The organism is Streptomyces sp. NBC_01476 (assembly GCF_036227265.1).
Taxonomy (GTDB): Bacteria; Actinomycetota; Actinomycetes; order Streptomycetales; family Streptomycetaceae; genus Actinacidiphila.
Genome location: NZ_CP109446.1, coordinates 2,128,175 through 2,154,511, shown reverse-complemented (window position 1 = coordinate 2,154,511; position 26,337 = coordinate 2,128,175). Strand labels below are relative to the sequence as shown.

At 71.3% G+C, this 26,337-nt stretch carries 22 protein-coding genes; 10 read left to right on the top strand and 12 right to left on the bottom strand.

Annotated elements, in window-relative coordinates; genetic code table 11:
- Window positions 1-3: 3 nt before the first annotated feature.
- The 4 genes from OG552_RS09375 to fxlM all read right to left on the bottom strand — a co-directional run bounded on the left by OG552_RS09375 (window position 4) and on the right by fxlM (window position 5,979).
- Complete coding sequence (locus OG552_RS09375) at window positions 4-1,275, bottom strand: lanthionine synthetase C family protein (RefSeq protein ID WP_329131167.1); 1,272 nt, start codon at window positions 1,273-1,275, stop codon at window positions 4-6.
- Entirely contained in the window at window positions 1,272-4,394 is a 3,123-nt protein-coding gene (locus tag OG552_RS09370) for a lantibiotic dehydratase (protein ID WP_329131165.1), read from the bottom strand. Before OG552_RS09370 ends, OG552_RS09375 begins: the two co-directional genes overlap by 4 nt.
- A gap of 116 nt (window positions 4,395-4,510) precedes the next feature.
- A complete protein-coding gene (locus OG552_RS09365; protein ID WP_329131163.1) occupies window positions 4,511-4,681 on the bottom strand; it encodes an FxLD family lanthipeptide in 171 nt (56 codons plus the stop codon).
- 5 nt (window positions 4,682-4,686) lie between these two features.
- A complete protein-coding gene (fxlM, locus tag OG552_RS09360) occupies window positions 4,687-5,979 on the bottom strand; it encodes a methyltransferase, FxLD system (RefSeq protein ID WP_329131160.1) in 1,293 nt (430 codons plus the stop codon).
- A gap of 393 nt (window positions 5,980-6,372) precedes the next feature.
- On the opposite strand from fxlM, the gene OG552_RS09355 reads away from it, so the two are divergent.
- The 4 genes from OG552_RS09355 to OG552_RS09340 all read left to right on the top strand — a co-directional run bounded on the left by OG552_RS09355 (window position 6,373) and on the right by OG552_RS09340 (window position 10,087).
- On the top strand, window positions 6,373-7,503 hold the full coding sequence (locus tag OG552_RS09355) for a helix-turn-helix transcriptional regulator (protein ID WP_329131158.1): 1,131 nt from the start codon (window positions 6,373-6,375) through the stop codon (window positions 7,501-7,503).
- Window positions 7,504-7,593: 90 nt separating this feature from the next.
- Window positions 7,594-8,832: a helix-turn-helix domain-containing protein gene (locus OG552_RS09350; RefSeq protein WP_329131157.1), complete on the top strand. Its 1,239-nt coding sequence runs from the start codon at window positions 7,594-7,596 to the stop codon at window positions 8,830-8,832.
- Between the two features lie 272 nt (window positions 8,833-9,104).
- Entirely contained in the window at window positions 9,105-9,584 is a 480-nt protein-coding gene (locus tag OG552_RS09345; protein ID WP_329140697.1) for an ATP-binding protein, read from the top strand.
- Between the two features lie 26 nt (window positions 9,585-9,610).
- On the top strand, window positions 9,611-10,087 hold the full coding sequence (locus OG552_RS09340; protein WP_329131155.1) for a DUF6907 domain-containing protein: 477 nt from the start codon (window positions 9,611-9,613) through the stop codon (window positions 10,085-10,087).
- 450 nt (window positions 10,088-10,537) lie between these two features.
- Here the strand turns inward: OG552_RS09340 and OG552_RS09330 are convergent, their stop codons facing one another.
- A complete protein-coding gene (locus tag OG552_RS09330) occupies window positions 10,538-11,107 on the bottom strand; it encodes a recombinase family protein (protein ID WP_329131153.1) in 570 nt (189 codons plus the stop codon).
- Between the two features lie 250 nt (window positions 11,108-11,357).
- Here OG552_RS09330 and npdG point away from each other — a divergent pair, with 250 nt between their 5' ends.
- Both npdG and OG552_RS09320 read left to right on the top strand, forming a co-directional pair.
- Window positions 11,358-12,077 (top strand): NADPH-dependent F420 reductase, encoded by a 720-nt coding sequence (gene npdG / locus OG552_RS09325; protein WP_329131151.1) that lies wholly within the window; start codon window positions 11,358-11,360, stop codon window positions 12,075-12,077.
- Between the two features lie 147 nt (window positions 12,078-12,224).
- Window positions 12,225-12,443 carry a hypothetical protein gene (locus OG552_RS09320; RefSeq protein WP_329131149.1) on the top strand — a complete coding sequence of 73 codons (219 nt, stop codon included), beginning with the start codon at window positions 12,225-12,227 and terminating at the stop codon, window positions 12,441-12,443.
- 81 nt (window positions 12,444-12,524) lie between these two features.
- Here OG552_RS09320 and OG552_RS09315 read toward each other — a convergent pair whose 3' ends face one another.
- Window positions 12,525-13,310: a site-2 protease family protein gene (locus tag OG552_RS09315; protein ID WP_329131147.1), complete on the bottom strand. Its 786-nt coding sequence runs from the start codon at window positions 13,308-13,310 to the stop codon at window positions 12,525-12,527.
- A gap of 174 nt (window positions 13,311-13,484) precedes the next feature.
- Between OG552_RS09315 and OG552_RS09310 the strand changes: the two genes are divergently transcribed.
- On the top strand, window positions 13,485-17,543 hold the full coding sequence (locus OG552_RS09310) for an AfsR/SARP family transcriptional regulator (RefSeq protein ID WP_329131145.1): 4,059 nt from the start codon (window positions 13,485-13,487) through the stop codon (window positions 17,541-17,543).
- A gap of 22 nt (window positions 17,544-17,565) precedes the next feature.
- Here OG552_RS09310 and OG552_RS09305 read toward each other — a convergent pair whose 3' ends face one another.
- The 6 genes from OG552_RS09305 to panB all read right to left on the bottom strand — a co-directional run bounded on the left by OG552_RS09305 (window position 17,566) and on the right by panB (window position 22,534).
- Window positions 17,566-18,402 carry an ABC transporter permease gene (locus tag OG552_RS09305; RefSeq protein WP_329131144.1) on the bottom strand — a complete coding sequence of 279 codons (837 nt, stop codon included), beginning with the start codon at window positions 18,400-18,402 and terminating at the stop codon, window positions 17,566-17,568.
- Window positions 18,399-19,457: an ATP-binding cassette domain-containing protein gene (locus OG552_RS09300; protein ID WP_329131142.1), complete on the bottom strand. Its 1,059-nt coding sequence runs from the start codon at window positions 19,455-19,457 to the stop codon at window positions 18,399-18,401. The genes OG552_RS09305 and OG552_RS09300 overlap by 4 nt, the downstream gene beginning before the upstream one ends.
- Window positions 19,458-19,546: 89 nt before the next feature.
- Window positions 19,547-20,230, bottom strand: a complete 684-nt coding sequence (locus OG552_RS09295) for an anti-sigma factor family protein (protein ID WP_329131141.1) — start codon at window positions 20,228-20,230, stop codon at window positions 19,547-19,549.
- Window positions 20,227-20,721 (bottom strand): sigma-70 family RNA polymerase sigma factor, encoded by a 495-nt coding sequence (locus OG552_RS09290; RefSeq protein ID WP_443071155.1) that lies wholly within the window; start codon window positions 20,719-20,721, stop codon window positions 20,227-20,229. Before OG552_RS09290 ends, OG552_RS09295 begins: the two co-directional genes overlap by 4 nt.
- Before the next feature lie 113 nt (window positions 20,722-20,834).
- Window positions 20,835-21,416, bottom strand: a complete 582-nt coding sequence (locus OG552_RS09285; protein WP_329131137.1) for a COG4315 family predicted lipoprotein — start codon at window positions 21,414-21,416, stop codon at window positions 20,835-20,837.
- 236 nt (window positions 21,417-21,652) lie between these two features.
- Window positions 21,653-22,534 (bottom strand): 3-methyl-2-oxobutanoate hydroxymethyltransferase, encoded by an 882-nt coding sequence (gene panB, locus OG552_RS09280; protein ID WP_329131135.1) that lies wholly within the window; start codon window positions 22,532-22,534, stop codon window positions 21,653-21,655.
- A 160-nt stretch (window positions 22,535-22,694) separates the two neighbouring features.
- Between panB and OG552_RS09275 the strand changes: the two genes are divergently transcribed.
- From OG552_RS09275 to OG552_RS09265, 3 genes are all read left to right on the top strand, one after another.
- The gene (locus tag OG552_RS09275) at window positions 22,695-24,287 is read left to right on the top strand and encodes a DHA2 family efflux MFS transporter permease subunit (protein ID WP_329131133.1); all 1,593 of its coding nucleotides are present in this window, start codon (window positions 22,695-22,697) and stop codon (window positions 24,285-24,287) included.
- Entirely contained in the window at window positions 24,284-25,003 is a 720-nt protein-coding gene (locus tag OG552_RS09270; RefSeq protein WP_329131131.1) for a TetR/AcrR family transcriptional regulator, read from the top strand. The genes OG552_RS09275 and OG552_RS09270 overlap by 4 nt, the downstream gene beginning before the upstream one ends.
- 368 nt (window positions 25,004-25,371) lie before the next feature.
- A complete protein-coding gene (locus OG552_RS09265) occupies window positions 25,372-26,292 on the top strand; it encodes an endonuclease/exonuclease/phosphatase family protein (protein ID WP_443071154.1) in 921 nt (306 codons plus the stop codon).
- Window positions 26,293-26,337 lie beyond the last annotated feature (45 nt).

Genomic DNA, 26,337 nt, shown 5'->3' with positions numbered 1-26,337 from the left:
GGGTCAGTTGATCAGGAGAAACGCGTCCCACGCCGAGATCGGGGATCCGGCATCAGCGACTGTCTGGAGGGCGAGGGCGAGGCCGGCGGCTCCCTCCAGCAGTCCGTCGGAGTCTGTGGTTCCGGGGTTGTGGCGTTCCTGCTCGCCTTCCTCCTGGGGTCCCGCTCGCACTGATCGGACAAGGCGGCCCGTTATGTACGGGAGGCACTTCCGGATCTCGGGCGTACGAGCGTCTTGGGCGGCACGCCAGGCCGTCTGATGGAGGCCGGCCCAGCCGTGGCAGAGGCTGCCGTCGGTGATCCGGGCGAGCTGCGCGGGGTCGGACAGGCACCAGGCGAGGGCGGATTCGGCGATCTGCTGTCGAGCCGTGTCGTGTGTCGCGACAGCGGCGAGCTGTTGGGCGCGGGCGAGGCCGGGGGTGCCATAGCACCAGCTCGGCCGTAGTGGGCCGCGCTGTTTCGGGCGCCCGGTACGCAGTTCCTCACGGGTGATCCACTGCGGCCACCACACGCCGAGGTCGGCGTTCTGCCGCCAGGTGTCCAGCCAGGTGCAGATGGTGTCGATGGCCTCGTGCTGTCCGTCAACGGTGACGCCCCGCCGCAGGGCTTGGGCGAACAGCGCGAGCGGTCCGGTGATGCCGTGCGCGATGCCGAGGTTAGCGTGGCCGCCGGGGAAGTCCGGCGAGCGCCGTAGGCGCGGGTCGTGCGGGACCCACCAGCCCGGCAGCACGGTCCCTTCGAAACGCATGGGCGCGGTGAGGCTCACCAAGTACCCAAGAACGCGCCCCAAGGCATCTGCTCCCGGGGCGTGTTGCAGCAGATGCGCGCCGATGCCGGTCAGACCGTGCAGCAGGTCGTACTCGGCGAAGTCGGGGAGCGCGCCGCTGTCGATACGGGCCAGGGCGGCGTCTACACGGCGGTGGGTGAGTGCGGTGACGTGTTGGTCGAGGTTGGCGAGGGCACTCCCGTAGCGGGTGATCCCATCGGCCCCCGCCGTATGAAGGACGTAGGCGAGTGCTGGGGCGCCGAAGTGGAGACCGCTGTCGTCGGCCGCGCTGACTCCGGCGCGAGCTGCCGCGGTTACCCAGCCATGCGCCGACTGCCAGCTGCCTTTGCCGTTGTGTGCACGCTCGATGTGCACGAGCGCGATCCCGGCAGCGCCCTGGTAGAGGGATTGGGCAAGCCGTGGCGAGTCAGCCGGCAGCGCCGGGGGTGTAGCCAGGCGACGGGCGAGGGCTCCCGCAGCGGCGGCGGCAGAAAGCCTCGGGGCGTTCACGAGGAAGTCCGGGAGCCGCGGGCGATCAGGCGTAAGGCCGCGGCGCGGGCCAAGCGGTTGGTGATGCGTTCTCGTTCCGGGTCGACGGCCAAGGCCCGGACATGGTGCTGGTGGAGGAGGGACCGCAGGGCGGAGAGCGGACCGTTCCGCTGGAGAGCGAGCTGTTCTCGATACGCGGCCAGCTCCGTCTTCCGCCGCTCCCAGGCCAACAGGATTCGGTCGCCGCCGGGTTGGCTGCGCAGGGCGGCCCAACCGTCTCCCGGATCCGCGAGCCGAAACGTCGTGTCGCGCAGGGCGGTATCCAGGCGGCCGTGCTCCTGCGGCAGTTCGGTGGTGAGCCGGTGCAGGCCCTCCTCTGCCTTTGCGGCGTACGAGCAGACGAGGTCGATGAAGCTCGCAGCGGTAACCGCCTCCGCGGGTATGCCCGTGCGTAGGGCCAGCTCGATCTGGGCGAGAGCAGCGGCCGAGTCGGCGGCGAACACCTTCTCGGCGGCGGCCATCGCCGGACCGTGGCCGTAGCGCCCGGTCTCAGGGCGGTAGCCGGCGAACTCGATACCGGGGACCAGCCCGACGGAGCGCAGGTCGCCAGCCCGGGCGCTCACCCGGCTGGCGGCGGCGCCATAATGGCCGGCTGAGGGGAGCCGCGCGTACAAGGCGAGGTACTGCTCGCTGTCGGGGCGGGTGGTGTCACGGTGCCGGGTGAACCACCAAAGCAGCGGGTCGTCCCATCCAGCGAAAAGTCGGGGTAGGTAGCCGGTCAACATGTCGTCCTGGCGGTCCGGATGCCCGTGGACACGCACGTGCAGCCGCGAAGAATCACCCGGCAGATGATCAGCCTCGCGCCGGACCGGGGTGGGTTGAATCAAGGGCCGATCGACAATGCTCCGGGGACGGACGAGGCGCAACGGTAAGAGAAACTCGTGTGCCCGGCCGACCCACGCGAGATCGGCGGACGACGGGGCTTCGCGTAGCTCGACGTTCCCGGTGCGGTCGAGACGGGAACGCAGCAGCGCCCGGTGCAGGGGCCGATCGAGGGCAAGGGGCAGGCGTAGGTCGACCTCGCACAGCACGACGGCGGTCGGGACGCGTAACCGGCTACGCCACGCGGTCAGGGCGGCGTCCCAGGCAAACTTCGCCGCGGTACGCGGAGCGAGGTCGGCGGCGTTCAGGAGCCACCGGGCCGGAGCCAGCACGGTCCGGCCGTGGCGCAGACGCGGCAGGTAGGGCAGACGTGCCGCGGCGCCCCAGTCGAACGCCTGGTAGTGGGCGCAGCGCGCCGTGGTGATCTCGGCCAGGAAGCGGGCCAGGGGCGGCATAACCGTTCCGGCCTCCAGCGCGTGCAGGACGCGCGGCTCGACGTACCGGCCGGTTGAGAGCTGGAGCAGGTGGAACTGGCGGGCATCCGCAGTGACCGCGAGGTCGCCCAACTCGATGAGGTTGCCGTGGTCGGGGTCGCGGTGTTCCGCCAGCGGGATCGTCAGCGGCAGCAACTGCCGTGTACGGGTGACGTTCTCACTGCGTCGCCGCCTCGGGGCGAACGCCAGTTGGGCCACGAGCGTCTCGGGGTCGTCGGTGCTCACCGCGGCGTAGGCGCGGCTCACGCGCTGGCGGTCGACCTCCGGCAGCAGTTCGGCGAAGCGTCCCGCCATACTGCTCGCGACCCGGGGGACCCCGGTCACAATCAGGCGGAACGCTCCGCGCCGCAGGGCCTCGCTCGACACGGTGTGAAGCTGGAAAGCCAGCTCGGCGCGCGGTGGCGGAAGCATCTCGACCGGGTCTCCGACTGCCAGCGCCTGGATCGTCGCCTCGGTCAGCACGATCTCCTCGGCACCGTCGAGCGCTGCTTGCTGGACCAGGGACAGCACCGTCTCGTCGCGCCTGGTGAGTGGACGCGGAGGCGTCTTCTGCGCCGAGCCGAGGTAGTCGGCGGGCAGCCCGAGTCCGGCGTCGGCAACCAGATCGCGTACGGGGACAACCGCACCAACGCCGTAGCGCTGCCGGAAGCGGAGGTGGAAGTCCTTCCACCGGGGATGACCGAACGGGTACGGCGTCAAGCGCAGGAGTACGGAGGCTGCCGTCTCCGCCTCGCGGATCACCGCTTCGGGCACGGTGATGTCGCAGTCCAGACGGGTTTCTACGACCAGCGGCTGAGCCGCCCTATCGCAGATGGCCGCCATGTGGTCGGCCGCCGCGGCGCGGAGCGATTGGGCGTCGGCTGGCGATGCCACCTGATCGTGGCGGGTCAACTCGACCTGGAGAAAGCGAAGTTCATGCGCCGTGGGTGCCAGGCTCGGCAGTTCGTCGGCCCCGGCGACCGTGAGCTGGGCGCACACATGTCCCAAGGCGTCGGGAACGGTCATCGGAGTGCGGAGGCTCGTGAGCAGAAAACGCTCCTTGACGAGTCCAGTGAGCAACGCCTCAATCTGGACGAGCGATGCCTGCGGGTAATTGGCTGCCAGCGCTTTCGCCAAATGGGCATAGGGAAGGGGCCTACGAGCGAGTTCCATGGCGCCACGGACCGGCCCGGTGAAGCGGACCGACACCTGCAACGGGGCCGATTCTCCCGGTCGGCTATCGGCGGCCTGGCCAGGGATGACGAGCCGATCTCCGCGTACGAAAGCAGAGTCGTTCCCCACTACCGGCAGTCGCTGCAGGAGCTCAGGAATTCGCTCCAGCCGATCGACGACTCCGCCCATCCACTCCGCGTCGGCCCGGATCACCGCGCGGTGATGGTTCCCCCACCGGACGCTTGCTTCGCCGCCTATCCGGGCCGCTGCCACGCCCGCGAAGAAACCGAATGGCGTCGCCCGGCCCTGCCAGCGCAAGAGGTACGAGGCCACGGAGTGGACGAGACGGCGGGCCTGACGGGCATCTGTCAAAGGTCCGGCGATCGCCTCGCGAACGGCCTCCGAGAGGACGGGGCTGGCGACCTCGACCGCACGGCGAAAGTCGTCCAGCCGCCACACCTGCTCCAGAAACTCCGAAGTCCGCTCCAGCACCGTCTCGGGCGCACCGTACAGGTCGGGGTCCTCCGGAAACGCCAACCTTTCGGGAGCGGTCGTCGCCCGAATGAGGAGTACGTCGGCATGCCGGTACAGCAGCCTGTCCGTTCTTCCCACGATGACCCCTCCGTCGAATGTCTGGCTCGCTTCACCCGTGCCGCTCGATGCGGGACGGGGTGCTGCCGTAGCGCCGGCGTCAGATACGTCCGGCGCGACGGCAGCGGCTGCCCGGGTCAGGCCGGGTCGCCCACGTACGAGCTACAGGCGGTACCCGAGCACGTCGAGCCGCAGTTGTCGCTGGTGTCGCGCAGCAGATCGCGGACCGGCAGACCGGCCTCGATCACGCGCACGTCGAGCTCGAACTCCATGTCGAACGCCGTGGCGCCCCTGAGAGCTTCTGCCATGGGGATCACTCCTTCTCATCGAGGTGTTGCTGACTGGCCTGGCCAGCGGCCGGGAGGGCCGCCGATGGCCAGGAAATGACCACGCGGACGTGCCGCTTGGTGATGACTCGTCCCTCCGGCAGCTGCTCGTCGGCAGTGGCAGCGGGGTGGACGGTGATGAGCGGTCCAGGCCCGGCCCGGTGGTCGCGGTCCCAGACGCGGATCTGCCCGGCCATCGTCTCGGCGAGGGCGGCGGCCTCCGGTCCGAAGCCGTGCGCGCCGAACTCGAAGGTCGTCCGGTCCGGCTCGTCCGGGTCGTCGTTGAGTTTCCGCAGCGCGAGGTAGGCGAAGGAACCACCCTCGACGACCGCCGGGCAGGCCATGCGGTTCTGCGGCGCGACCAGTCCCGTGTCGAGTTTCGGGTCGACGGACATGAGGCAGAAGCCGTCGAGCGCTGTCGCCAACCACATCTGGAGTGTGTCGAACGGCACGGCGCGGCCGATCGTCACGCCCGTCCACAGCTCGGTCCTCGCGGTGTCGAGCGCGCCGTTCAAGGCATCCGGATCGGCCGACAACTCCTCATCGAACCGCAGTCCGATCTCCTCACCGCGCAGGAGCAGCAGGCGTTCCCGGTGAGCGCCGGCGCCCTGCATCGTCACGAAGCCGCAGATCTTCGCCGAGCGGCTGACCAGATGGTCGGCTTCGCGGGCGAAGGTGATCGAGCGGGTCAGGCCGCGCATCCGCAGCGGGACGGTCAAAGTGCCGTCTTCGGTGAGCTGGTCAGTCCAGGCCGGCGGGATGTCCCAGGCCCCGACGGTCACGATCGTCCGGTCGTAGGGGGCGTGTTCGGGGCAGCCCTCTTCGCCATCGGCCAGGACGACATTCACCCGGTCGTCGTATCCGGTCTCCGTGAGGAAGGTTCGGGCGCGGTCGGTGATGTCCGGGTCGATGTCGAGGGTCGTGACCTCACCATCCGTACCGACCAGCTCCGCCATCAGCGCGGCGTTGTAGCCGCCGGATCCGATCTCCAGGCAGCGCATGCCCGGTCGGAGGCCGGCCTGCTCCAGCATCACGGCCTGGACCGAGGGTGCGGACACCGAGCTGATCGTGGTCCCGTGCTCGTCCCGTTTGGCGACCACAACGTTGAAGGGGGCGTACGCCTCTTCCGGCGTCGCTCCGGGCGCGAAGAGATGCCGGGGCACGGTGAGGAACGCCGCCTCGACCTCCTTCGACACGATCGAGCCGGCGGTCATCAACTCCGCTACGAGCTTGCCCCGCAGTTCGGCGGCGTGGGCTGACTCGGCGGTTGTTTCGGTCACGAGCGATGTTCCCTTCTCAGGCCGGGTGGGGCGTTCTTGCGCTGCGGCAGTTGCGGACCGCTGGTGAACGACCTCGCTCGGATCAGTTCCCAGTCGCGATCGGGTAACAGAACGTATCGGCCCGATCGCCATGAGGTGTTCACCGTCGTGAACATAGCCCTGGCCATCCGCGGAGGGGACGAGGACAGGCCACCACCCAGCGCCCCAGCTCTAGTTGGAATGATGAGAAGTCGCAGGCAGGCGGACTGGAGGCATCGAGGTAAGCGGGTGCTGGCCCGTGGAGCGTCGGCGTGATTACTGTGTCCCGCCAAGGGCAGGAGCGCGCCACGTGGGGAGGGCGAACGCGGGTCCCTGTGTCGCTGGAATTCATCGTAGGGACGGCGCCGAACGGAGGTGGGCAGACCGGTGGAAGGCTCGGGACATCGGGAGTACGGCTCTCCGGCCGCCGGACCGATCGGAGCGGCGTTGGCGGTATGGCGTGCGCGCCGCGGGCTGAGCCAAGAGGAGTTGTCCGCTCGCGCCGGACTGGATGTCCCATGGGTGGAGGCACTTGAGGCAGGGCACGAGTGGGTGGATCGGCGTCGGACGTTGATGGCCCTGGCCTCCGCGCTCGGGCTGGACGCCGGTGAACTGACCGGCCAGCCGTATCCGCCGCTGAGCCTTGAGCACGCGGAAGTGCGAGCGGTCGCCTATCGGGTGAGACGGATACTGGCCGGCTCCCACTCGGGTACGGGGCACACATCCCCAGAGCGAAACGAGTTGGAGCACCTTCTCGTGGTGGCGGAGGCGGCGGAGGGTGCCGGTGACGAGCACGGTCTGGCCCTGGCCGTGCCTCCTCTGATCTCGGCCGGCGGTTCACCACGTGCCGACCAGGACGATGCGGCCGAACTTCGCTCGCGGGGGCACGCGGTGGCGGCAGGGCTGCTGCGTCGTCTTGGCTACCGGGACCTGGCCTGGCTGCTTCTTCACCGGGCGGTGCGGACGGGCGGAGCCGACGCCGGTGCGGTTCAGGCCGAACAAGTGCGCCTGCTGCTTGACCTGGGACTGCCGGAGCAAGCGTTGGTCCGCGTTCATCACGCTGAGGGTGCCCAACTCCGTCTACTGGAAGCCGTCGCGCATGCGCTGGCCGGCCGCCTCGAGAAGGCCACCTCCCTCTTGGACGCCGTGGCGGAGCGGGCTGAGAGCGACGATGCGCACGCCGTAGTGGCCGCCGTCCGCGTGGCCGTAGCAGTCGAGGCCGGTGACTTCGGCGCGGCAGCCGAATACGCCCTGGTCGCCCAGCCGCAGCAACTGTTGCCCGCAGCCCGTACCGCGCTGCTCGTCCATCTCGCCGCCGCGGCGGCCCACGCCGGTCGAACGGAGGAGGCGGCTGAGCATCTTGAGCAGGCCGAGGCGACCGCTCCGCTGCGGTTTCTGCTCGACCCGTTCGCCCGGGAGCTGATGGCCGCACTGTCCGCGCGCGTCACGGACCCCGACGTGGCCGTACGACTCAGGGACGCCGCCCAGCGAGCGGGGCTGCCGTAATCCACCGCTGAGAGCGGGGGCACGTCGACGCGTCGTCACAGGGCGCCTACGCTGAGATCAAGCGATCCTGGGACAACGGATGACGGCGTGATGAGCGAAGACCAGCCCCACCACATCGGGCAGCAGCTGCGGTCGGCCCGGCGGCAAAGAGGCATGTCTCTGCGTACGTTGGCGGGCCTCTCCGGGCTGTCGATTGGTTTCCTGTCGATGGTCGAGAACGGGCAGCGGAACCTTGACCGCACGGGATACATCACTGCCTTGGCGACTGCGCTACGGATCGCCCCGACGGAGCTGACCGGTCAGCCATTCGCTTCGACGGGTCTCACCACCGCGTCGGCCCACGAGGCCGTTCCAGCACTCCGGTTGGCATTGATGGGCCTGAACCTTGGCTTGTCGCCGGGCCAGGCCCCGCCGGCCGGTCAGCCCATGGCGCTCAGCGCCCGCGTTACGGAGGCCAACCAGCTCTATCACGGCTGCGATTACGGCATCCTGGCGCGGAAGTTGCCGAACCTGCTTGCAGACCTGCACGCTGCGGTCGAACACGCCTCCCCGTCCGAACGGCCGGAGTTACTAAGGCTCCTCGCTGATGCCTACCACCCGGCGTGCACGATGCTGCTCAAGTACCTCGGCTACCCGGACCTGGCGTTCATCGCCGTCACGCGCGCCGCCGAGGCGAGTGCCGAACTGGACGACCCCCTGCGTAATGCCCTGTCCGGCTTCTTCCACGCCCACGTGCTGATGTCCGCCGGCAGCCCAGACCTCGCCCTGAGCCGAGCGGAACAGGCCGCCAACGAAGTCGAAGGGCACCTGGCGGACCCCGACGCGTACGCCCTCCTGGGCGAGCTGCACCTGATCCGGGCGACCTGCCTCACCCAGGACGTCCACCGGTCTGGAGCCCGTCGCACCGGCGACATCAACGAGCACTTGGCCGAAGCCGCGAAACTCGCGCAACGAACTGGCGAGACCAAGGCATGGCACCTCAACTTCGGCCCCACCAACGTCGGCATCCATCACGTCAGCCTGAACACCGAGCTCGGGCGCCACGGTCACGCGGCCGCAGCCTCAGCGGGCGTTCGCCCGCGAACTCTCGCCGCCCCGGGCCGCACGGCTGCTTTCCACGCCGACCTCGGACGCTCGCTGGCCCACCTGCGGGGGCGGGACACCGACGCAGTGACCGAACTCCTCACCGCCGAACGCACCGCTCCACAGCGCATCCACGCCAACTCGGCGGTCCGCGACACGGTCTCCGCCCTCCTGGACCGGCAGTTGCCTTCCCGCACGACCCGCGAACTCCGGGCGCTGGCACATCGGATGGGCCTTCAGGGCTGAACTCCCCCTGCCGGCGCCTCGTACGTCGCCCTCGCCCCGTTGCCGGTGTGTGCTCCCCCCTGCACGGTTCACCGCTGTGAACACTGTGGTGCCGTCGCGCTCGTAGCGTCCTTCCTCACGCTCGGACGACCTGTCCGGCAGGGAGGAGACGCCCGTTCATGCCTGATACGACCTGGGAGCGCGGCTTCCGTACCGAAGCAGCGGTCCCCCACGAACCGATGGGACGCCATAATTCCGCCCCCGGCCCCCCGAAAGGAGCAGGGAATGGCCAGGTGAGCGCCTCGGGGGTCCCTCGGAAGGGCGGGCGCGGGGTGGAGGCCCCGGTTGTGAGGAGGTGGAGACGTACTGCCCGATGCGTTTCCTTGGCCCGGCACGAGTTGCGGCTCGTGCTGATCGGCTGGGAGTTGGCCGGTCTGACGGATGCGGCGGAGCTGGTGCTGTCGGAACTGTTCACCAATGCGGTGCGGCATGCGCGTGTACCTCGGGACCGGTTGGTCGAGACGCGATACGAGCGTCTATCGAGTGGGGTGCGGATCGAGGTGCATGACGCCGATGAGACGAGGCCGGTGGTCCGGGCGGCGTCGATGGACGCGGAGTCCGGGCGGGGTCTGGCGCTGGTCGACGCTCTGACGGGCGGATGCTGGGGAGTGAGCGTGCGCGAGGGTGCCGGCAAGCTGTTGTGGGCGGTTGTTGCTGACGACGGAGTTGAGCATCGGCCGGGCCGCGACGGGTGCGGGGAGCAGGGGCTGTGACCGCGGCCGCGACGCACCCTCGCCATTTGGGTTCTGCCGCTCTTGTCGCTGGGCTGCCCGCTGCCCCTGCCGAGCCTGCTGTCGGCCGGACGTGGACGATCACCACCACGGCAGGTTTCACCGTTGAGGGCTACCTGCCCGCGTGGGCGGAGGAGGATCCCAGCGCGACCGGTGTGCCGCTCGACCGGCTTCCGGTCCGGTTGGCGGACATCGGGCACTGGACCCACTTCGGGGGTCAGCCGATGCGCGTGCGCTCCCCGGCCTTCGAGAGCGAAGGCAGCAGCGAGAGGGAGGAGCAGGTGTTCTGGGGCAGCATCGACTGCCACCCGTTCGCCGAGGACCCCGACCCGCGCGAACCTGTGGTCAGCCTCGCGGTGATCGGGGACTTCTGGATCAATGACCTCGACCCGGACGGACTCGCCGAAGTCGCGGCCCAGTTACGTGCCCAGGCTGACCGCCTGGACCACGAGAACACGTCCGCAGTTGGTGGCCGTGCGAGCTGACTGGGCCGACCATCGGATGACTCGGGCGTCTCCCGCTCTGGGCCTGCTCCGCGCATCGGACCGAGGCATGTCGGAGGACCAACCTGTCCCGGACTTCCCATGACACCAGCTCCTCCGGTCCCGCCCGGCCTCCTGGCTGGGCGGGGCCGCCGTCTGTCCGCACCCCCAGGTCAGCGGCGCGGGCGAGGTGCCGGGCTGATGGAAGCGGGGTTCGACGGCGGAGGAGCGGCCGTCGGACGGTCGGGGCGTTGTGTTCCTGATGCGAGGACAGTGCTGCGGGCTTGGGCTGCGCGGGCGCGGGGGCTGGGAGCCGGGCGTTGGGTGAGGCATTGGAGTCGCCAGGTGAGGACGTGGGCGGGGGATCGGGAATCGGTGAGGGCACGCTGGTCGGCTGCTTGGTAGGACAGGTCGGGCGCGAGGGTGGAGCCGGAGGACCAGACGGGCTGGCCCTCAGCGTTGGTGTCCCCTTCGAGCGCGACCGTGCCGGGAGTCGAGCAGGCCGCGCACGGTGCCGGCACTCCACGCCTTGCCGCCAGCCGTCTGGGTGCCTCGGCGATGAAGGTCCTTCGCGAGCGGGGCCGCGCCCTCGCCTTTGAGGTAGCGGTCGAAGACCTTGCGGACGATCTCGGCCTCCTCCTCGACGATCGTCATCCCGCCTTTCGCGTAACCGAAGCGCCGGACGCCGCCCTGCGGCTTGCCCTCCCGGGCGCGGTCCTGCATCGCGGACTTCAGCCGGCGGGAGGTGTCGTCGGACGACCGGCAGGCGTGCGCGACCTCGATCCGCAGGATGAAGCGATCATCGGGGTCAGAGAGGTCGCGCCGGTTCGCCTCTCCGTGGAGAGTGATCGCGTGGTCGTCGGAGACCTGGAGCAGCTCCTCCAAGTCGCGAGGCTGCCGCATGAGCCGGTCGGGGTGGTAGGCGATGATGTGTCGGAAGCCGCGCTCCCGGGCCTCCTCCAGCAGGCGGTCCCAGCCGGGACGCTTCCGCTTGCGGCTCCAGGCCGAGCGGCTGTTGTCCATGAAGACGTGGGCCGGGTTGATGACGAACCCGCGGGCTCGGCGATCTCCCGGCAGATCCGCTCCTGCCGGTCGACGCCCGTCTGATCGTCGTCTTCGGCCTGGGATATGCGGCAGTAGATCGCCGCCGGCTCACCGGCGACCGTGGTGCTGGGGGCGCCCTTGGTGGGCCTGTTGTACGGCATGCGAATGAGTGTATGAAAACGGAGTGGCCTGGGGTGGTGGGTGGGGGGTGAGCTGGGAGGATCACGGTATGACTAACGCTGACGACGGTAAGACGGCCGCACCCGCGAAAGCGCCGGCCAAGGACCCGTGGGAGTTGCCCGATGTGTCGGGGCTCGTGGTGGGCGTGCTCGGTGGCACCGGGGACCAGGGGCGCGGGCTGGCGTACCGGCTGGCGCGGGCCAGGCAGCAGGTGATCATCGGGTCACGGGCCGCCGACCGGGCGCGGAGCGCCGCCGCGGAGCTCGGACACGGGGTCGAGGGCGCGGACAACGCCGAGTGCGCGCGGCGCAGCGACATCGCGATCGTCGCGGTGCCGTGGGAGGGCCACGCCAAGATCCTGGAGTCGCTGCGCGACGAACTCGCCGGGAAGCTGGTCGTGGACTGCGTCAACCCGCTCGGCTTCGACAAGCAGGGCGCGTACCCGCTCACCGTCGAGGAGGGCAGCGCCGCCCAGCAGGCCGCCGCACTGCTCCCGGACTCCCGGGTCACCGCCGCCTTCCACCACCTCTCGGCGGTGCTGCTGCAGAACCCGGAGATCGAGGAGATCGACACCGACGTGATGGTGCTCGGCGAGGTCCGCGCCGACACCGACATCGTGCAGGCACTGGCCGCCCGCATCCCCGGGATGCGCGGTGTCTTCGCCGGCCGGCTGCGCAACGCCCACCAGGTCGAGTCGCTGGTCGCCAACCTGATCTCGGTCAACCGGCGCTACAAGGCACACGCCGGCCTGCGGGTCACCGACGTCTGAGGCCGTCTGAGCGGACTGAGCGGGCTGAGCGAGCCGTGCCGGCTGCGGGGCCGACGGGCCGCACAGCCGGCACGGCCGCCCGCGGGGCATGGGGGACAATGGCCGTACGACTTGCCGTACGCGCCGCCCGACAGGAGCCACCCGCCCATGCCCCGCCTCGCCCTGTACGCCGCCATCGTCTGCCTGCTGGCGGTGGCCGCCGCCGTGGTCTCCTTCGTCAACGGCAGCCTGCTCGGCATCATCTGGGTGCTGCTCGCCGGGATCACCAGCAACATGTGGTGGTACTACCGGCGCAAGGCGAAGGCGGACGCGGCCGCCGCCGCGATGGCCGCCGCGATCGCCGGGGACGCACCCCAGGCGGGCTGACCCCCGCCCGCCTGAGCCCCGCCCGCCTGAGCCCCGCCCGCCTGAGCCCCGCCCGCCCGACGCCCTCCTGAGCCCCGCCGCTCAGCGCTGCCAGAAGCGGAACAGGAAGTCGCCCTCCGCGACCAGGAAGTCCTGCACCCCGAACCAGCCCACGATCGTGTAGATCAGGTCGAAGAACTTCTCGTTGACCGACCGGATGTACAGCACACCGAAGACCGCCAGCATCCCGAACGGCGCGAACGGCGCCACCTGCCGCTTGACCTCGTACGACAGCCAGGGCTCCACGACCCCGTAGCCGTCGAGGCCGGGCACCGGCAGGAAGTTCAGCAGCGCCGAGGTGACCTGGAGCATCGCCAGGAAGGCCAGCGAGGCCCGGAAGGCGGACGGCCAGCCGTCCGCCGTGCCCAGCGTGAACGGCAGCATCAGCAGCACCGCGAAGAGCACGTTGGTCAGCGGGCCCGCCGCCGAGATCAGGCTGTGCCGCAGCCGGCCGCGGATCCGGTTCCGCTCGATGAAGACCGCGCCACCGGGCAGGCCGATGCCGCCCATCAGCAAGAACAGCACCGGCAGCACGATGGAGAGCGCGACGTGCGTGTACTTCAGCGGGTTCAGGGTCAGATAGCCCTTCTCCCCGATGCTGGTGTCGCCGCTGTGCAGGGCGGTACGGGCGTGCGCGTACTCGTGCAGGCACAGCGAGACGATCCAGCCGGACACCACGAAGAGGAACACCGCGAACCGGCCGTTCGCGGCGAAGCCGCTCCACACCGCCCAGCCGGAGACGACCATCACCGCCGCGATGCCCAGGAAGATCGGACTGACGCGGCGGTCGCCGCCGCTGTGCGTACGGCGCATCTGGATGACGCTCATGGGACGGGCTCCTGCGGGGCGTGAACGGCGGGGCCAGGGGACTGGCCGCCCGATCATGCCATCCGCGGCGCGGACGGCACAGGCGGTGCCCGGAAAACGCACAGCGAGCGAGCGGGGTTCCGCCCGCGGACAACCGGGGCGCCACGGGACGCCGCACTCCGTAAGAATGGGGCCGTGCGCTATTCGATCCTCGGCACCACCCAGGCCCTCCGCGACGACGGTTCACCCGCCATGCTCGCCGGCGGGCGGCTGCGGGCGCTGCTGACGGCGCTCGCGCTGCGGCCCGGCCGGGTGGTCGGCGCGGAGGCCCTGATCGGGGAGGTGTGGGACGGGGAGCCGCCGGCCGACGCGACCGGGGCGCTGCAGGCGCTGGTCGGGCGGCTGCGGCGGGTCATCGGGCACGAGGCGGTCGGCTCGGTCGACGGGGGTTACCGGCTGGAGGCGGCGCGGGACGAGGTCGACCTCTACCGCTTCGAGCGGCTCGCGGAGGAGGGCGCGCGGGCGCTCGCCGACGGCGATCCGGTCAAGGCGTCCGGCCTGCTCGGCGACGCGCTCACCCTGTGGCGCGGGCCCGCCCTGGCGGATCTCCCGGACCGGGGTACGGCCGCGGTCCGCGTGGAGGCGCTCCGGCTCGACGCCCAGCGGCACCGGCTCACCGCCGACCTCAGCCTGGGCCGCGCCATCCAGATCCTGCCCGAACTGGCCGGACTCGCCGCCGCCCAGCCGCTCGACGAGCCGCTGCGGGCGCTGCACATCCGGGCGCTGCGTGCGGCGGGCCGGACCGCCGACGCGCTGGCGGCGTACGAGGAGGTCCGCCGCGACCTCGCGGACCGCCTCGGCACCGATCCCAGCCCGGAGCTGCGTGCCCTCCACGCGGAACTCCTCAACCCGGCGCCGTTGCCTCCGGCGGGGAGCGGATATCCGGCTGCCGCCGGACCGGGTTGGACCTTCGGCGGCTACCCGCCAGATGCGGGCCAGGACCGGCCTGCCGGCGCCCCCTCGGACCACCGCGACGGCCCGCCGTCCGGAGCCGGCCGCGACGCGGACGGCACCCCGCAGGACGCCCGCACGCCGTCCGGCGGCGCGGCTCGCCCCGGACGCGCACCCGCCCCCGCGGCCGGCCACGCGACGGACCCGGCCCGCCCCGGTGCGGGCGAAGCCGCCGCGGACGGCACCCGACGCGCCCCCTCCGGACAGCACTCCGCCCCAGCCGGGGAGACCCCCCGCCCGCACGGAGTGAGGCCGGCCGGTTCGGGTCGGAACGCCGAGGGTGACGGGCCGGCTGGTTCGGGTTGGAACGCTGACGGTGACGCGTTCGCCGATTCGGGCTGGGGCGCCGACAGCGCCAGGCCGGCCGGTTCGGGTCGGAACGCCGAGGCTGACGGATCCGCCGGTTCGCGTTGGGGCGCCGAGGGCGACGGACCCGCCGGTTCGGGCTGGGGCGACGGCAGTGGCCGGCCGGCCGGGTCGGGTCGGAACGCCGGCAGCGGTGGGGCCGCCGGGTCGGTTCGGGGTGGGGGGCGGGCGCGTGGGGGGCGGGTGCCGGGGAACGGGCGGGCGCGGCTGACCAGTTTCGTCGGGCGGGAGAGCGATCTCGCCGCGGTGGAGGGGGACTTGGGCCGGGCCCGGCTGGTGACGATCACCGGACCCGGCGGGACCGGGAAGACCCGGCTGTCCCAGGAGGCCGGGGACCTGGTGGGCCGGCGCTGGGCGGACGGCGTCTGGTACGTGGAGCTGGCACCGGTGAGCGACCCGCGCACAGTGCCCGAGGCGGTGATCAGCTCGCTCGGCCTGCGCGACACGCTGCTGCACGGAGGCAGCGCCGCCGAGGCCGCGATAGCCGTCGAGACCAAACAGAAGGACCCGGCCCGGCAGCTCACCGACTACTGCGCGGCCCGCGACCTGCTGCTGGTGCTGGACAACTGCGAGCACGTGATCGACGCCGCCGCGACCCTCACCGAGCTGCTGCTGGCCGGCTGCCCCGGCGTGACCGTACTCGCCACCAGCCGCGAACCGCTCGGCGTACCGGGGGAGTTGGTACGGCCGCTTGACCCGCTGCCCGATCCCACCGCGCTACGGCTGCTGGCCGACCGCGGGGCCGCCGCCCGCCCCGGCTTCTCCGTCGAGGACGACCCGGTGGCGTGCGCCGAGCTGTGCCGGCGGCTCGACGGCCTGCCGCTGGCCATCGAACTGGCCGCGGCCCGGCTGCGGAGCATGTCGCCGCGGCAGCTCGCCGACCGGCTCGACGACCGCTTTCGGCTGCTGACCGGCGGCAGCCGTACGCTGCTGCCCCGCCAGCAGACCCTGCGGGCCGTCGTGGACTGGTCCTGGGACCTGCTGGAACCCGCCGAGCGCGTCCTGCTGCGCCGGCTGGCGGTCTTCCGCGGCGGCTGGACGCTGGAGGCCGCCGAGGCGATCTGCGCCGACCCAGCAGACCCGGCAGACCCAGCGGACCCGGCGAACCCGCCAGACCCAGACCCGGGGGACGCAGGGGACACGGCGGCCCCGGAAAAGCCGGGGAAGCCGGCGCAGCCGGCCACCGCCGGGGACCGGATCGACGCCCCGGACGCCGCCGCCCTGCTCGCCTCCCTCGTGGACAAGTCGCTCGTGCTCGCCGACCTCACCGCCGACGGCGCCCGTTACCGGATGCTGGAGACGATCTACGAGTACGCCGCCGAGCGTCTTGACGGCTCCTGCGAGCGACCGGCCGTCGAACGCCGGCACATCACGTACTTCCGCGAATACGCCCGCGCCGCCGATCCGTTGCTCCGCGGCAGGGACCAACTCGTCTGGTTCGAGCGGCTGGAGAACGAGCACGAGAACCTGCGGGCGGCGCTGCGCCGGGCGGTGGCCGCCGGGGACGAGCAGGAGGCCCTGATACTCGTGCTCGGCTGCAACTGGTTCTGGGAGGTGCGCAACTACGCCTCGGAGCGCCGCCATTGGCCGCTCACCGTGGCTTCGATGGGCCCCGATCCGTTCGCCGAACCGCCAGCCCTCGTACCGCTGGAGCACGGTCCGCTGGAGCAACCGCCGCCGCTGGCGGGCGAACAGCTGCTGGAGGCCCGCCGCCACGTCCGGCTGATCGACATGTCCGCCCGTGAGGGCGAGGTCGACTGGTGGACCCACCCGGAGATGACGCGGATCGGCAACGCGCTGATCGCGACCTACCCCCCGCACCTGCCGCAGGCCGCCCGCTTCCCGGGCATCATGCGCCCCTACGGCGCTTTCTTCTCCGGCGACTTCGACCGGCTGCAGAGCCTGATGAACGAGACCGTCGAAGCCTGCCGGACCCACGGCCGCACCTGGGAACTGGCGTTCGCGCTGCAACTGCGGGCCAAGGTCAACAACGACGTGACCGAGCGGCTGGCCGATTCGATCCGGGACATCGGTGAGAGCCGGCGGCTCTTCGAGCGGCTGGGTGACGAGTGGGGGACCGCCGAGACGCTCTCCGCGGAGGCCGAGGCCGCGATCCACTCGGGCGAGTGGCTGCGCGCGGTCGAGTGCTGCCGCGAGGGCATCGCGCTGGCCCGCAAGATCGGCTCGCACCAGCACGTCCCGGTACTGACCGTACGGATGGGCGACGCCCTGATCAGTGCCGGCGACTGGGAGCAGGGCGAACGGCTGCTGCGCGAGGGCATCGAGGACGCCCAGCGGTTCGGTTCGGCCAGCGACGGTGCCGCCTTCTTCGGCAACGTCCTGCTGGCCGGCGCGCTCAGCCACCGGCACGACACCGCCCAGGCACTGGAGGTCATCGAGGAGACCATCCGGCAGAACGAGGCCGGCGGCACCGGTATGCCCGGCTTCATCAGCGGGATGCTGCTCGGCATGAAGGGCTCGCTGCTCGGCAAGTCCGGCCGGCCGGTGGAGGGCCTGCGCCTGCTCACCGAGGGGGTGGAGGAGCTGGCCCGGCATCCGCTCGCCAATGTGATCACCCCGCGGCTGTCCATCATGCTCACCCCGGCGGCAGCCCAGCTGCTGCGGCTGGTCGCCGAGGCCGACGGGGGCCCGGAGCACCGGCTCTTCGGACGCCGGGTGCACCGCTCGGTGGTGCTGCTCGGCGCCCACCAGCGCTGGCGCCCCTCGGTGGTGCCGCCCGCCGAACTGCGGGAGCTGGAGGAGGAGAAGGCGCTCTTGCGCGACCTGCTCGGCGAGCAGGCGTACGAGGCCGGGTACGCCGAGGGCGACGGCCTCCAGGCTGAGGAGGCCGTCGCCCTGATGCGCGACGTGGAGTGACACCGGGGCCGCCGCGGCCGGCTCAGGTCTTCTTCCGGAACCGTGCCACCGCCAGGGGCGCCGTCACCACGGTGATGCCGACCGCCCAGGCCAGGGTCATCCACACCGAGTGCGCCACTGGTCCGCCGTTGACCAGGGCGCGGGCCGCGTCCGCCAGGTTCGACAGCGGATTGACCTTGGTGAAGCCCTCCAGCCACCCCGGCATCGTGGTCGGCTTGGCGAAGATCGAGCTGCCGAACTGCAGCGGCATCAGCACGAGCATGGCCACCCCCTGTACCGCCTGGGGCGATTTCATGGTCAGCCCCAGCAGAATGAAGATCCACATGAGCGAGGCGCCGAAGACCGTCGACAGCGCGACCGCCGCCAGCAGGTGCGGCACGTCCGTCTGGATGGTCAGGCCGAGGGCGAAGCCCATCCCGAGCAGGATCGCGGTGGCGATCAGCATCCGGCCGACCTCGACCACGATCTTGGCGATCAGTACCGAGGACCGGGCGATCGGCATCGTCCGGAACCGGTCCATGACCCCCTTCTTGAAGTCGTCGTTGATCCCGGTGCCGACCGCCTGCGCGATGTTCATGCCCATCATCGCCATCAGGCCGGGCACCACGTAGTTCACATACGCGTGCTGGTTGCCCTTGCCGGAGACCGCGCCGCCGAAGACGTACACGAAGAGCAGGGTGAAGATCACCGGCATCAGCAGGGCGTCGAACATCGACTCCGGGTCCTGCTTGATCTGGAGCATGTTGCGGCGCGCGAGCGCGCCGATGTGCCGCAGGTTGGCCCGCAGGCCGATCCTGCCCTCGCCGGCCACCGCGGCCTGCTGCGCGGGTGCGGTGACCGTAGCCGTAGCCGCGCTCATGCCGCGACCTCCACTTCTTCGGTGTCTTCCGTCTCCTGGGCCGGCGCCGCGTCCACGCCCTCGCCCAGGTTGGCCTTCTGGCCGGTGATCGCCAGGAACACCTCGTCCAGGCTGGGCAGATGGGTGCTGATCCCGGCGATGCCGAAGCCGCGCACGCCCAGCAGGGACACCACCGCGGTGAGCTGTTCGTCGCTGAGGATCGGCACGCTCACCAGGCCGTCGGCGTGGTCGGCGTGCGCGCCGGCCACCCCGTCGAGGCCGGCGTCCCCGATCGCCGCGGCCATCGCGGCCACCTGCGCCGGGTCGGACGGCCGGATCTGCAGGGTGCGCCCGCCGACCTTGGCCTTGAGCTCGGAGACATTGCCGTTGGCGATCACCCGGCCGCGGTCGATGACCGTCAGCTCGTTGGCGAGCTGCTCGGCCTCCTCCATGTACTGGGTGGTGAGCAGGACGGTCGCTCCCTCGGAGACCATCCGCTGCACCTCGGCCCACACCTCGTTGCGGGTCCGTGGGTCGAGGCCGGTGGTCGGTTCGTCCAGGTAGAGCACCGCCGGCTCGCCGATCATGCTCGCCGCCAGGTCCAGCCGGCGGCGCATCCCGCCGGAGTACTGCATCGCGGGCTTCTTCGCCGCCTCGGTGAGCGAGAACCGCTCCAGCAGCTCGTCCGCCCGCTTGCGGGCGGCGGCCCGGGACAGGTCGAGCAGCCGGCCGATCATGTAGAGGTTCTCCCGGCCGGACAGCTTCTCGTCCACCGAGGCGTACTGGCCGGTCAGGCCGATCACCCGGCGCAGCTGCCGGGGCTGCTTGAGTACGTCGTAGCCCGCCACCCGGGCGGTGCCCGCGTCGGGGCGGACCAGCGTGGACAGCACCCGTACCAGCGTGGTCTTGCCCGCCCCGTTCGGGCCGAGCACGCCGAGCACGGTGCCTTGGCGCACTTCCAGATCCACCCCGTCGAGGGCCTTGGTCTCGCCGTAGTGCTTGACCAGACCGCGCACCTCGACGGCTGCGGTCCCACCGTTCTCCGTCAGTCGTGTTGTCGCTGTCGTCGTTGCCATGGCCACAACCATGCCAAGGCCCGCCGACACCGCACCGACATCTCACCGACAGCGAAATATCGGGACCGTATCGGTGAGCTGTCGCTGACTTACGCCGGCACGCTGACCAGCAGCTTCCCATCCGAGGTACGGACGTCGAAGCGGCTGATCTGGTTGGTGTGCAGTCCGGCCGCGCCGTGCACAGTGAGCGGTCGCGGCTGGGCGTCGGTGCCGTAGCCGGCGTACGGCACCGACCAGCTGGCGACCGTCTGCTTGCTGCCGTCCCGGCCGACCGCGATCAGGCTGCAGGTCAGCGGGCCGTTCACACCGGACAGCCGCAGGTCGACGGCCGTGCCCCAGCCCTTGTCCGTCACCCCGACGACGGCAGAGGCGCCGGTGGCCGGATTGTCCGCCGAGCGCTGGTCGGGGGCGAAGGTGGCCGACGCCACCGGGGAGGTGCCGCCGCCGCTGTCCTGGGTGGCCAGCACGGCCACCGTCGGCCCGCCCACCACCAGCACCGCGGCCGCCGCTACCGCGACCAGCCGGCGGCGCTTACGGGCCCGGCGCTCGCCCGCCACCTGACGCAGCAGCTTGTCCAGCAGCGCGTCACCGGGTGGTTCCACGAAGCCGATCCCGTCCGAGCGCAGCTCTTCGAGCACCGGGACCACGCCCATGAGCTCGTCCAGCTGCGCACCGCACTCGTCGCACCCGGCCAGGTGCTCCTCGAACGCGGTCATCTCCGCGTCGTCCAGCGCCCCGAGCAGATAGGCGCCCACGTCGACATGGGGATTCATGAGGTGGTCACCCCTCTCTCCTCGAGCGCGTTGCGCAGGGCGCGCAGTGCGTAGAACACCCGGGATCGTACGGTGCCGGGCGGCAGGCCGAGCTCCTCGGCCGCCTCATTGACCGTACGGCCGCGGAAGTACGTCTCCACCAGGGCTTCCCGGTGGGCGGCCGACAGGTCCCGCAGAGCGTCGGAGATGGTCATCAGGCGCAGGGACCGCTCCAGCTCGTCCTGGGCCGGCAACTGCTCCAGCCCGGCCGGTGAGGTCTCCTGCGGCCGTGACTGCCGGCTGCGGTGGCCGTCGATCACGATCCGCCGGGCCACCGTCACCAGCCAGGGCCGCAGGCTGCGGGCCGCCGGATCGAGCGTGGCGGCGCTCTTCCAGGCCCGCAGCAGCGTCTCCTGCACGATGTCCTCGGCAAGATAGCGGTCGCCGGCCACGAGCCGCAGGACGTACGCGAAGAGCGCGCCCGCGTGCTCGTGGTACAGCGCCCGCATCATGTCTTCCTCCGGAACCGCGTCCTGCGGTTCCGGAGGCCCGAGGGGACCGTCCACGGCGGCATCCTGCCCTACCCGCCGCCCCCGGTCGAGTTCGCGTGTCGCGGACCGGGACATCAGTACCCGTACGACCCGCCGCCCGACCCGGAGTCCGCCGGGGCGGAAGTGGCCGCGGAACTCGTCCCCGCGCTCGCCCCTGCCTTCGCCCCGGTCGGCGTCACCGCCCACCAGATGCCCATCAGACCCTGGCCGTTGGTGTCGCCGGGCTTGGCGTCCTGGGCGAAGGTGTAGAGCGGCCAGCCGTCGAGGGTGAGCTGCTTCGTGCCGTCGGTGCCGTCCACCGAGCCGAGCAGCTTCTGGTCGACGCCGTTGACCGTGGCGGCGTCGGCGGCGGGCGCGGCGGGCCACAGGGTGGCGCACTGACCGGTGCAGTTCGACTTCGGCGGGTTGCTGGTGTCGTTGTCGAAGCGGTAGAGGGTCAGGCCCTTGCCGTTCACCACGATCGTGCCGAGCTTGGCGTCCGACGTGGTGTGCACCCCGGCCGCGGACGGCGCCGGGGAGGGGGCGGAGGAGGAAGCCGCGGGGGAAGAGGGCGAAGAAGCCGACGAACCCGACGAGCCGCACGCCGTGAGGGCTATGGCCAGGGACGCGGCGAAGACCGCCCCGGTGGCCATCCGGCCACGGTTGGTGATGATCATGGTGACTTCCCGTAAGTGCGATGTCCGCCGCCGAAGCGGCGCTCACCGGGACATACGGACCGGCCGGTCGGTTGTCTCAATATGCGGGGCGGTACATCGGAAAGACCGAAGATTACGGCACGGAACGGTACCCGGGCCCCGGAGGGAGGGGCCCGGGTACCGGGTCGGGTGCGGCGGTGCGGTGCGGTACGGCTCGGGCGCCCGGTCCCGGCGGCCGGTGCCGGGCGCCGGGGCCGTCAGTGGAAGGTGTGCTCCTCGGCGGGGAAGGCCCCGCCGACCACGTCACCCGCGAACGCCCTGGCCGCGTCCCCGAGGGTCTGCCGCAGGTTCGCGTACTGCTTGGTGAAGCGCGGCACCTTGCCCTCGGTCAGGCCGGCCATGTCGGTCCAGACCAGGACCTGGGCGTCGGTGCCGGACCCGGCACCGATCCCGATCACCGGGATCTGCAGCGAGCGGGTGATCTCGGCGGCCACCTCGGCCGGCACCAGCTCCAGTACGAGGGCGAAGGCGCCCGCGTTCTGCGCCGCCTTGGCGTCGCGGATCAGCCGGTCGGCGGCCTCGTCGCCGCGGCCCTGCACCCGGTAGCCGAGGGTGTTGAAGGACTGCGGGGTCAGGCCCATGTGGGCCATCACCGGAATGCCGGCCTCGACCAGCGTCTCGGTCTGGGCCAGCGAGCGCTCGCCGCCCTCCAGCTTGACCGCGCCCACCCCGGCCTCCTTGACCAGCCGGGTGGCGTTGCGCAGGGCCTGCACCGGGCCCTCCTGATACGAGCCGAAGGTCAGGTCCGCGACGATCAGCGCCCGGCGCGTGCCGCGGACCACGGCGGCCGAGAGCATCGTCATGTGGTCCATGGTGACCGGGACGGTGGAGTCGTAGCCCAGATGGGCGTTGCCCATCGAGTCGCCGACCAGCAGGACGGGGATGCCGGCCTGGTCGAAGACGGAGGCGGTCATCGCGTCGTACGCGGTGAGCATCGGCCACTTCTCGCCGCGCTCCTTGGCGGCGGCGAGGTCGCGGACGGTGATCCGGCGGGTGCCGGTACCGCCGTACAGCGTCTTCGGGTGGTCGGTGGCTCCGGCGCCGCCGGAGGGCTGCTGGGCAGCCGGAAGTTGCGTCATGGTGACGGCTCCTTCATGTCATCTCGAGGCACCCTTACGGCGTCCCCGGATCCCTTCCATGCTGGCACGCGCCGCCGCGTCCGGAAAGGGGAGGGGCGTTTTTGCCGCAGCTTTACGATACGAGACGGGTCCGTATCGTAATTCGGGCTACCCTGACGGCATGGCAGAACCCACCACCCACACCGTGCCCGAGGCGGTCCACCGCCGCCGCTGGGCGATCCTCACCGTGCTGCTGTTGAGCCTGCTCGTCGTCGTGCTCGACAACTCGATCCTCAATGTCGCGATGAAGACCATCGCCCAGCCGTCACCCACCGGGCTCGGGGCCACCCAGAGCCAGCTGGAATGGGCGATCAACTCGTACACGCTGGTCTTCGCGGGCCTGCTGTTCACCGCGGGACTGCTCGGCGACCGGCTCGGCCGCAAGAAGGTGCTGCTCTTCGGGATGCTGATATTCGGCCTCGGCTCCGCGGCCTCCGCGATGGCAGGCTCGGCTGGTGAGCTGATCGCCTTCCGCGGGGTGATGGGCTTCGGCGGCGCGTTCATCATGCCCGCCACGCTCGCCATCATCATGAACGTCTTCGAGCGCGAGGAGCAGCCGCGGGCCATCGGCATCTGGGCCGGTGTGGTCGGCCTGGCCATCGCGATCGGCCCGATCACCGGCGGTCTGCTGCTCCAGCACTTCTGGTGGGGCTCGGTCTTCCTGGTCAATGTGCCGATCGTGGTGATCGGCCTGGTCGCGATGTTCCTGATCGTGCCGGACTCCAAGGACCCGCGGCCCGGCAAGCTCGACCCGATGGGCGTGCTGCTCTCCATCGCCGGCCTGGTGCTGCTGATCTACGGCGTCATCAAGGGCGGCCAGTACGGCGACTTCACCCGCCCCGAGGTGTGGGTCACCGCGCTGGCCGGACTGCTCGTGCTCGGCGGCTTCGTCTGGTACGAGTCGCGCACCGACCACCCGGCGCTCGATGTCCGCTACTTCAAGAAGCGGCAGTTCTCCGCCTCGGTCGCCGCCATCGGCCTGGTCTTCTTCGCGCTGATGGGCGTCACCTTCTTCATCGTCTTCTACACCCAGTCGGTCCGCGGCTACAGCCCCCTGCAGTCCGGTCTGCTGCTGCTCCCGCTGGCCGCCGCCCAGATGGTCTTCGCGCCCCGGGCCCGGCTGCTGGTCAACCGGCTCGGCGCCCGGGCGGTCTGCGCCGGCGGCCTCGCACTGACCGGGATCTCCTTCCTCGGCTTCCTGCTGCTCGGCGCGTCCACCCCGATCTGGGTGCTGGAAGTCCTCTTCTTCCTGATGGGCACCGCCATGGCCCACGTCATGCCGCCCGCCACCGTGATGATCATGTCCTCGCTGCCGCGCGAGAAGGCCGGCTCCGGGTCCGCGGTCAACAACACCTTCCGGCAGGTCGGCGGCGCGCTCGGCGTCGCGGTCCTGGGCTCGCTGATGTCGACCGTCTACCGCAACGGCATCAAGGACCACCTCGGCTCGCTGCCCGCGCCCGCCCGGGCGTCGGCCGCCGAGTCCATCGAGGCCACCCTCGGGGTCGCCGACCGGCTCGGCGCCAGGGGCCAGGTGCTGGTCCAGCCCGCCAACGACGCGTTCCTGCACGCCATGCACATCACCGCCGCCGCCTCCGCCGGCGTCGCGCTGCTCGGCGCGGTGGTCGCGGTGGTGTTCCTGCCGGCCAGGTCCGCGGTGGCCGCTCCGGCGCCCGGCGGCTCGCCGGAGCGGGAGCTGGCGGAGGTGGAGCAGTGACACCGGCGCCACCGCCGGGGCCGCCACCGCCGGGGCCGCCACCGCCGGGGCCGGCACCGGTCCCGGGCGCCGGTGGCGGCCCCGGCGGCGCGGGGCCCGAGCCGGCCGCCCCGCGCGGCCGGCCGCGCAACGCGGCGGTCGGCAGCACGGTCATCGAGACGGTGCTGCGGCTGATCTCCGAGGGCGCCGGCTTCGGCGACCTGTCCATGGAGGGCATCGCCCGGGAAGCGGGGGTCGGCAAGGCCACCGTCTACCGCCGCTGGCCGAGCAAGGACGCGCTGCTGCTGGACGTCCTCGCCCAGGTGGACGAGCCGCCGCGGACCGAGCCCACCGGGGACCTGCGGCACGACCTGATCACCGCGGTCGAGTACATCAGGCGGCGCAGCCTCGCCAAGCGTGAATCGGCGCTGATGCGCACGATGATGACGCAGGCACAGAGCAACCCGGAACTCTGGCGGCGCTACCACGACACCGTGGTGTCCGTCCGCCGCCGGATGCTGATCGACCTGCTGGAATGGGGCATCTCCACCGGGCAGATCAGGGCCGAACTCGGCGCCGATCTCGACCTGCTGGCCGACATGGTGGTCGGGCCGGTGCTCGCCCGGGCCACCCTGCGCCCCGACGCCCCGCTCCGGCCCGACCTCGCGGAACAGGTCGTCGACACACTGCTCGACGGGATGCGGCCCCGGGAGAAGGAGGGGAACGGCGGGCCGTGAACCCCGGCCGCGGTGGGACGTGCCGCACCGGCGAGAACCGGCCACCGTGGACGTACCCGCCCGAACCGGCCCAACCGGCCGGCGTGCGACCGTCGATGATCATCTCTTGCCCCGGTTTGTGATGGTCTTGTCACAGCCGCCCGGATACCGCCACGCCACGGAACCCGCCACCCCCCGCAGCCCGTCGCTTCCTGTACCGATCCCCTAAGGTCGGCAGAGCACCCGGCAAGGCAGCGAGGATCCCCATGACCCAGGCGCAGAGCAGCACGGACGCGAACCAGGACGGCGAGTACCCGCCGCACCCGACCGCTTCCGGGGCCCGCGCCCGGTTCGCCGACCGCTTCGTACGCTGGTGGCAGCCGGCCGGGATGTGGCGGCGCGGCATCATCACCGCGCTGGTCGCCGCGGTGCTGGCGGTGCTGCTCTTCTTCCACTCCGACGTGCCCAACCGGATCGGCAACCTCGGCAGCCTGCTGGAGACCTTCCTGCCCTGGCTGGGGCTCGCGGTCCCGGTGCTGCTGGCGGTCGCGCTGGTCCGCCGCTCGGCGACCGCGCTGATCGTGCTGCTCGCCCCCGGCCTGATCTGGCTCAACCTCTTCGGCGGCCAACTCACCCACAAGGCCAAGGACGGTGGCGACCTCACCGTCCTCACCCACAACGTCAACGCCGAGAACCCCGACCCGGACGGCACCGCACAGGACCTCATCAAGGCCGGCGCCGACATCGTGGCGCTGGAGGAGGTGGCGGAGAGCCAGGAACCGCGCTACGCAAGGGATCTGGCGGGGGCGTACCCGTACCACGCGGTGGAGGGCACGGTCGGGCTGTGGAGCAAGTACCCGCTGAGCGGGGTGCACACGGTGGACATCCGGATGGGCTGGACCCGGGCGATGCGGGCGTCGGTCGCCACCCCGCACGGCAAGGTGGCGGTCTATGTCGCGCATCTGCCGTCGGTACGGGTGAAGCTGCACGCCGGCTTCACCGCCGGCCAGCGGGACAGCGCGGCGGACGCCCTCGGCCAGGCCATCGCGGCGGAGAACCTGAAGAGCGTGGTGCTCCTCGGCGACCTCAACGGCACCATGAACGACCGCGCGCTGGCCTCGGTCACCTCGCAGATGCGCTCCACCCAGGGCGCGGCCGGCAACGGCATGGGCTTCAGCTGGCCGGCCGCCTTCCCGATGGCCAGGATCGACCAGATCATGGTCAAGGGCGTCGACCCGCGCTCGTCATGGACCCTGCCGAAGACCGGCAGCGACCATCTGCCGGTCGCCGCCCGCCTCCAACTGCCCTGAAAACGCCGTGGAATCGTCGTGAACCGCCGTGGAACCGCCGGAGGG

Coding starts and splice junctions, on each gene's coding strand:
- OG552_RS09295 (WP_329131141.1), bottom strand. CDS start 20,230: ATGAATCCCCATGTCGACGTGGGCGCCTATCTGCTCGGGGCGCTGGAC.
- OG552_RS09265 (WP_443071154.1), top strand. CDS start 25,372: ATGTGGCGGCGCGGCATCATCACCGCGCTGGTCGCCGCGGTGCTGGCG.
- OG552_RS09330 (WP_329131153.1), bottom strand. CDS start 11,107: ATGGACAACAGCCGCTCGGCCTGGAGCCGCAAGCGGAAGCGTCCCGGC.
- OG552_RS09300 (WP_329131142.1), bottom strand. CDS start 19,457: ATGGCAACGACGACAGCGACAACACGACTGACGGAGAACGGTGGGACC.
- OG552_RS09315 (WP_329131147.1), bottom strand. CDS start 13,310: ATGAGCGTCATCCAGATGCGCCGTACGCACAGCGGCGGCGACCGCCGC.
- OG552_RS09290 (WP_443071155.1), bottom strand. CDS start 20,721: ATGATGCGGGCGCTGTACCACGAGCACGCGGGCGCGCTCTTCGCGTAC.
- OG552_RS09305 (WP_329131144.1), bottom strand. CDS start 18,402: ATGAGCGCGGCTACGGCTACGGTCACCGCACCCGCGCAGCAGGCCGCG.
- npdG (WP_329131151.1), top strand. CDS start 11,358: ATGACTAACGCTGACGACGGTAAGACGGCCGCACCCGCGAAAGCGCCG.
- panB (WP_329131135.1), bottom strand. CDS start 22,534: ATGACGCAACTTCCGGCTGCCCAGCAGCCCTCCGGCGGCGCCGGAGCC.
- OG552_RS09365 (WP_329131163.1), bottom strand. CDS start 4,681: ATGGCAGAAGCTCTCAGGGGCGCCACGGCGTTCGACATGGAGTTCGAG.
- OG552_RS09350 (WP_329131157.1), top strand. CDS start 7,594: ATGAGCGAAGACCAGCCCCACCACATCGGGCAGCAGCTGCGGTCGGCC.
- OG552_RS09285 (WP_329131137.1), bottom strand. CDS start 21,416: ATGATCATCACCAACCGTGGCCGGATGGCCACCGGGGCGGTCTTCGCC.
- OG552_RS09320 (WP_329131149.1), top strand. CDS start 12,225: ATGCCCCGCCTCGCCCTGTACGCCGCCATCGTCTGCCTGCTGGCGGTG.
- OG552_RS09275 (WP_329131133.1), top strand. CDS start 22,695: ATGGCAGAACCCACCACCCACACCGTGCCCGAGGCGGTCCACCGCCGC.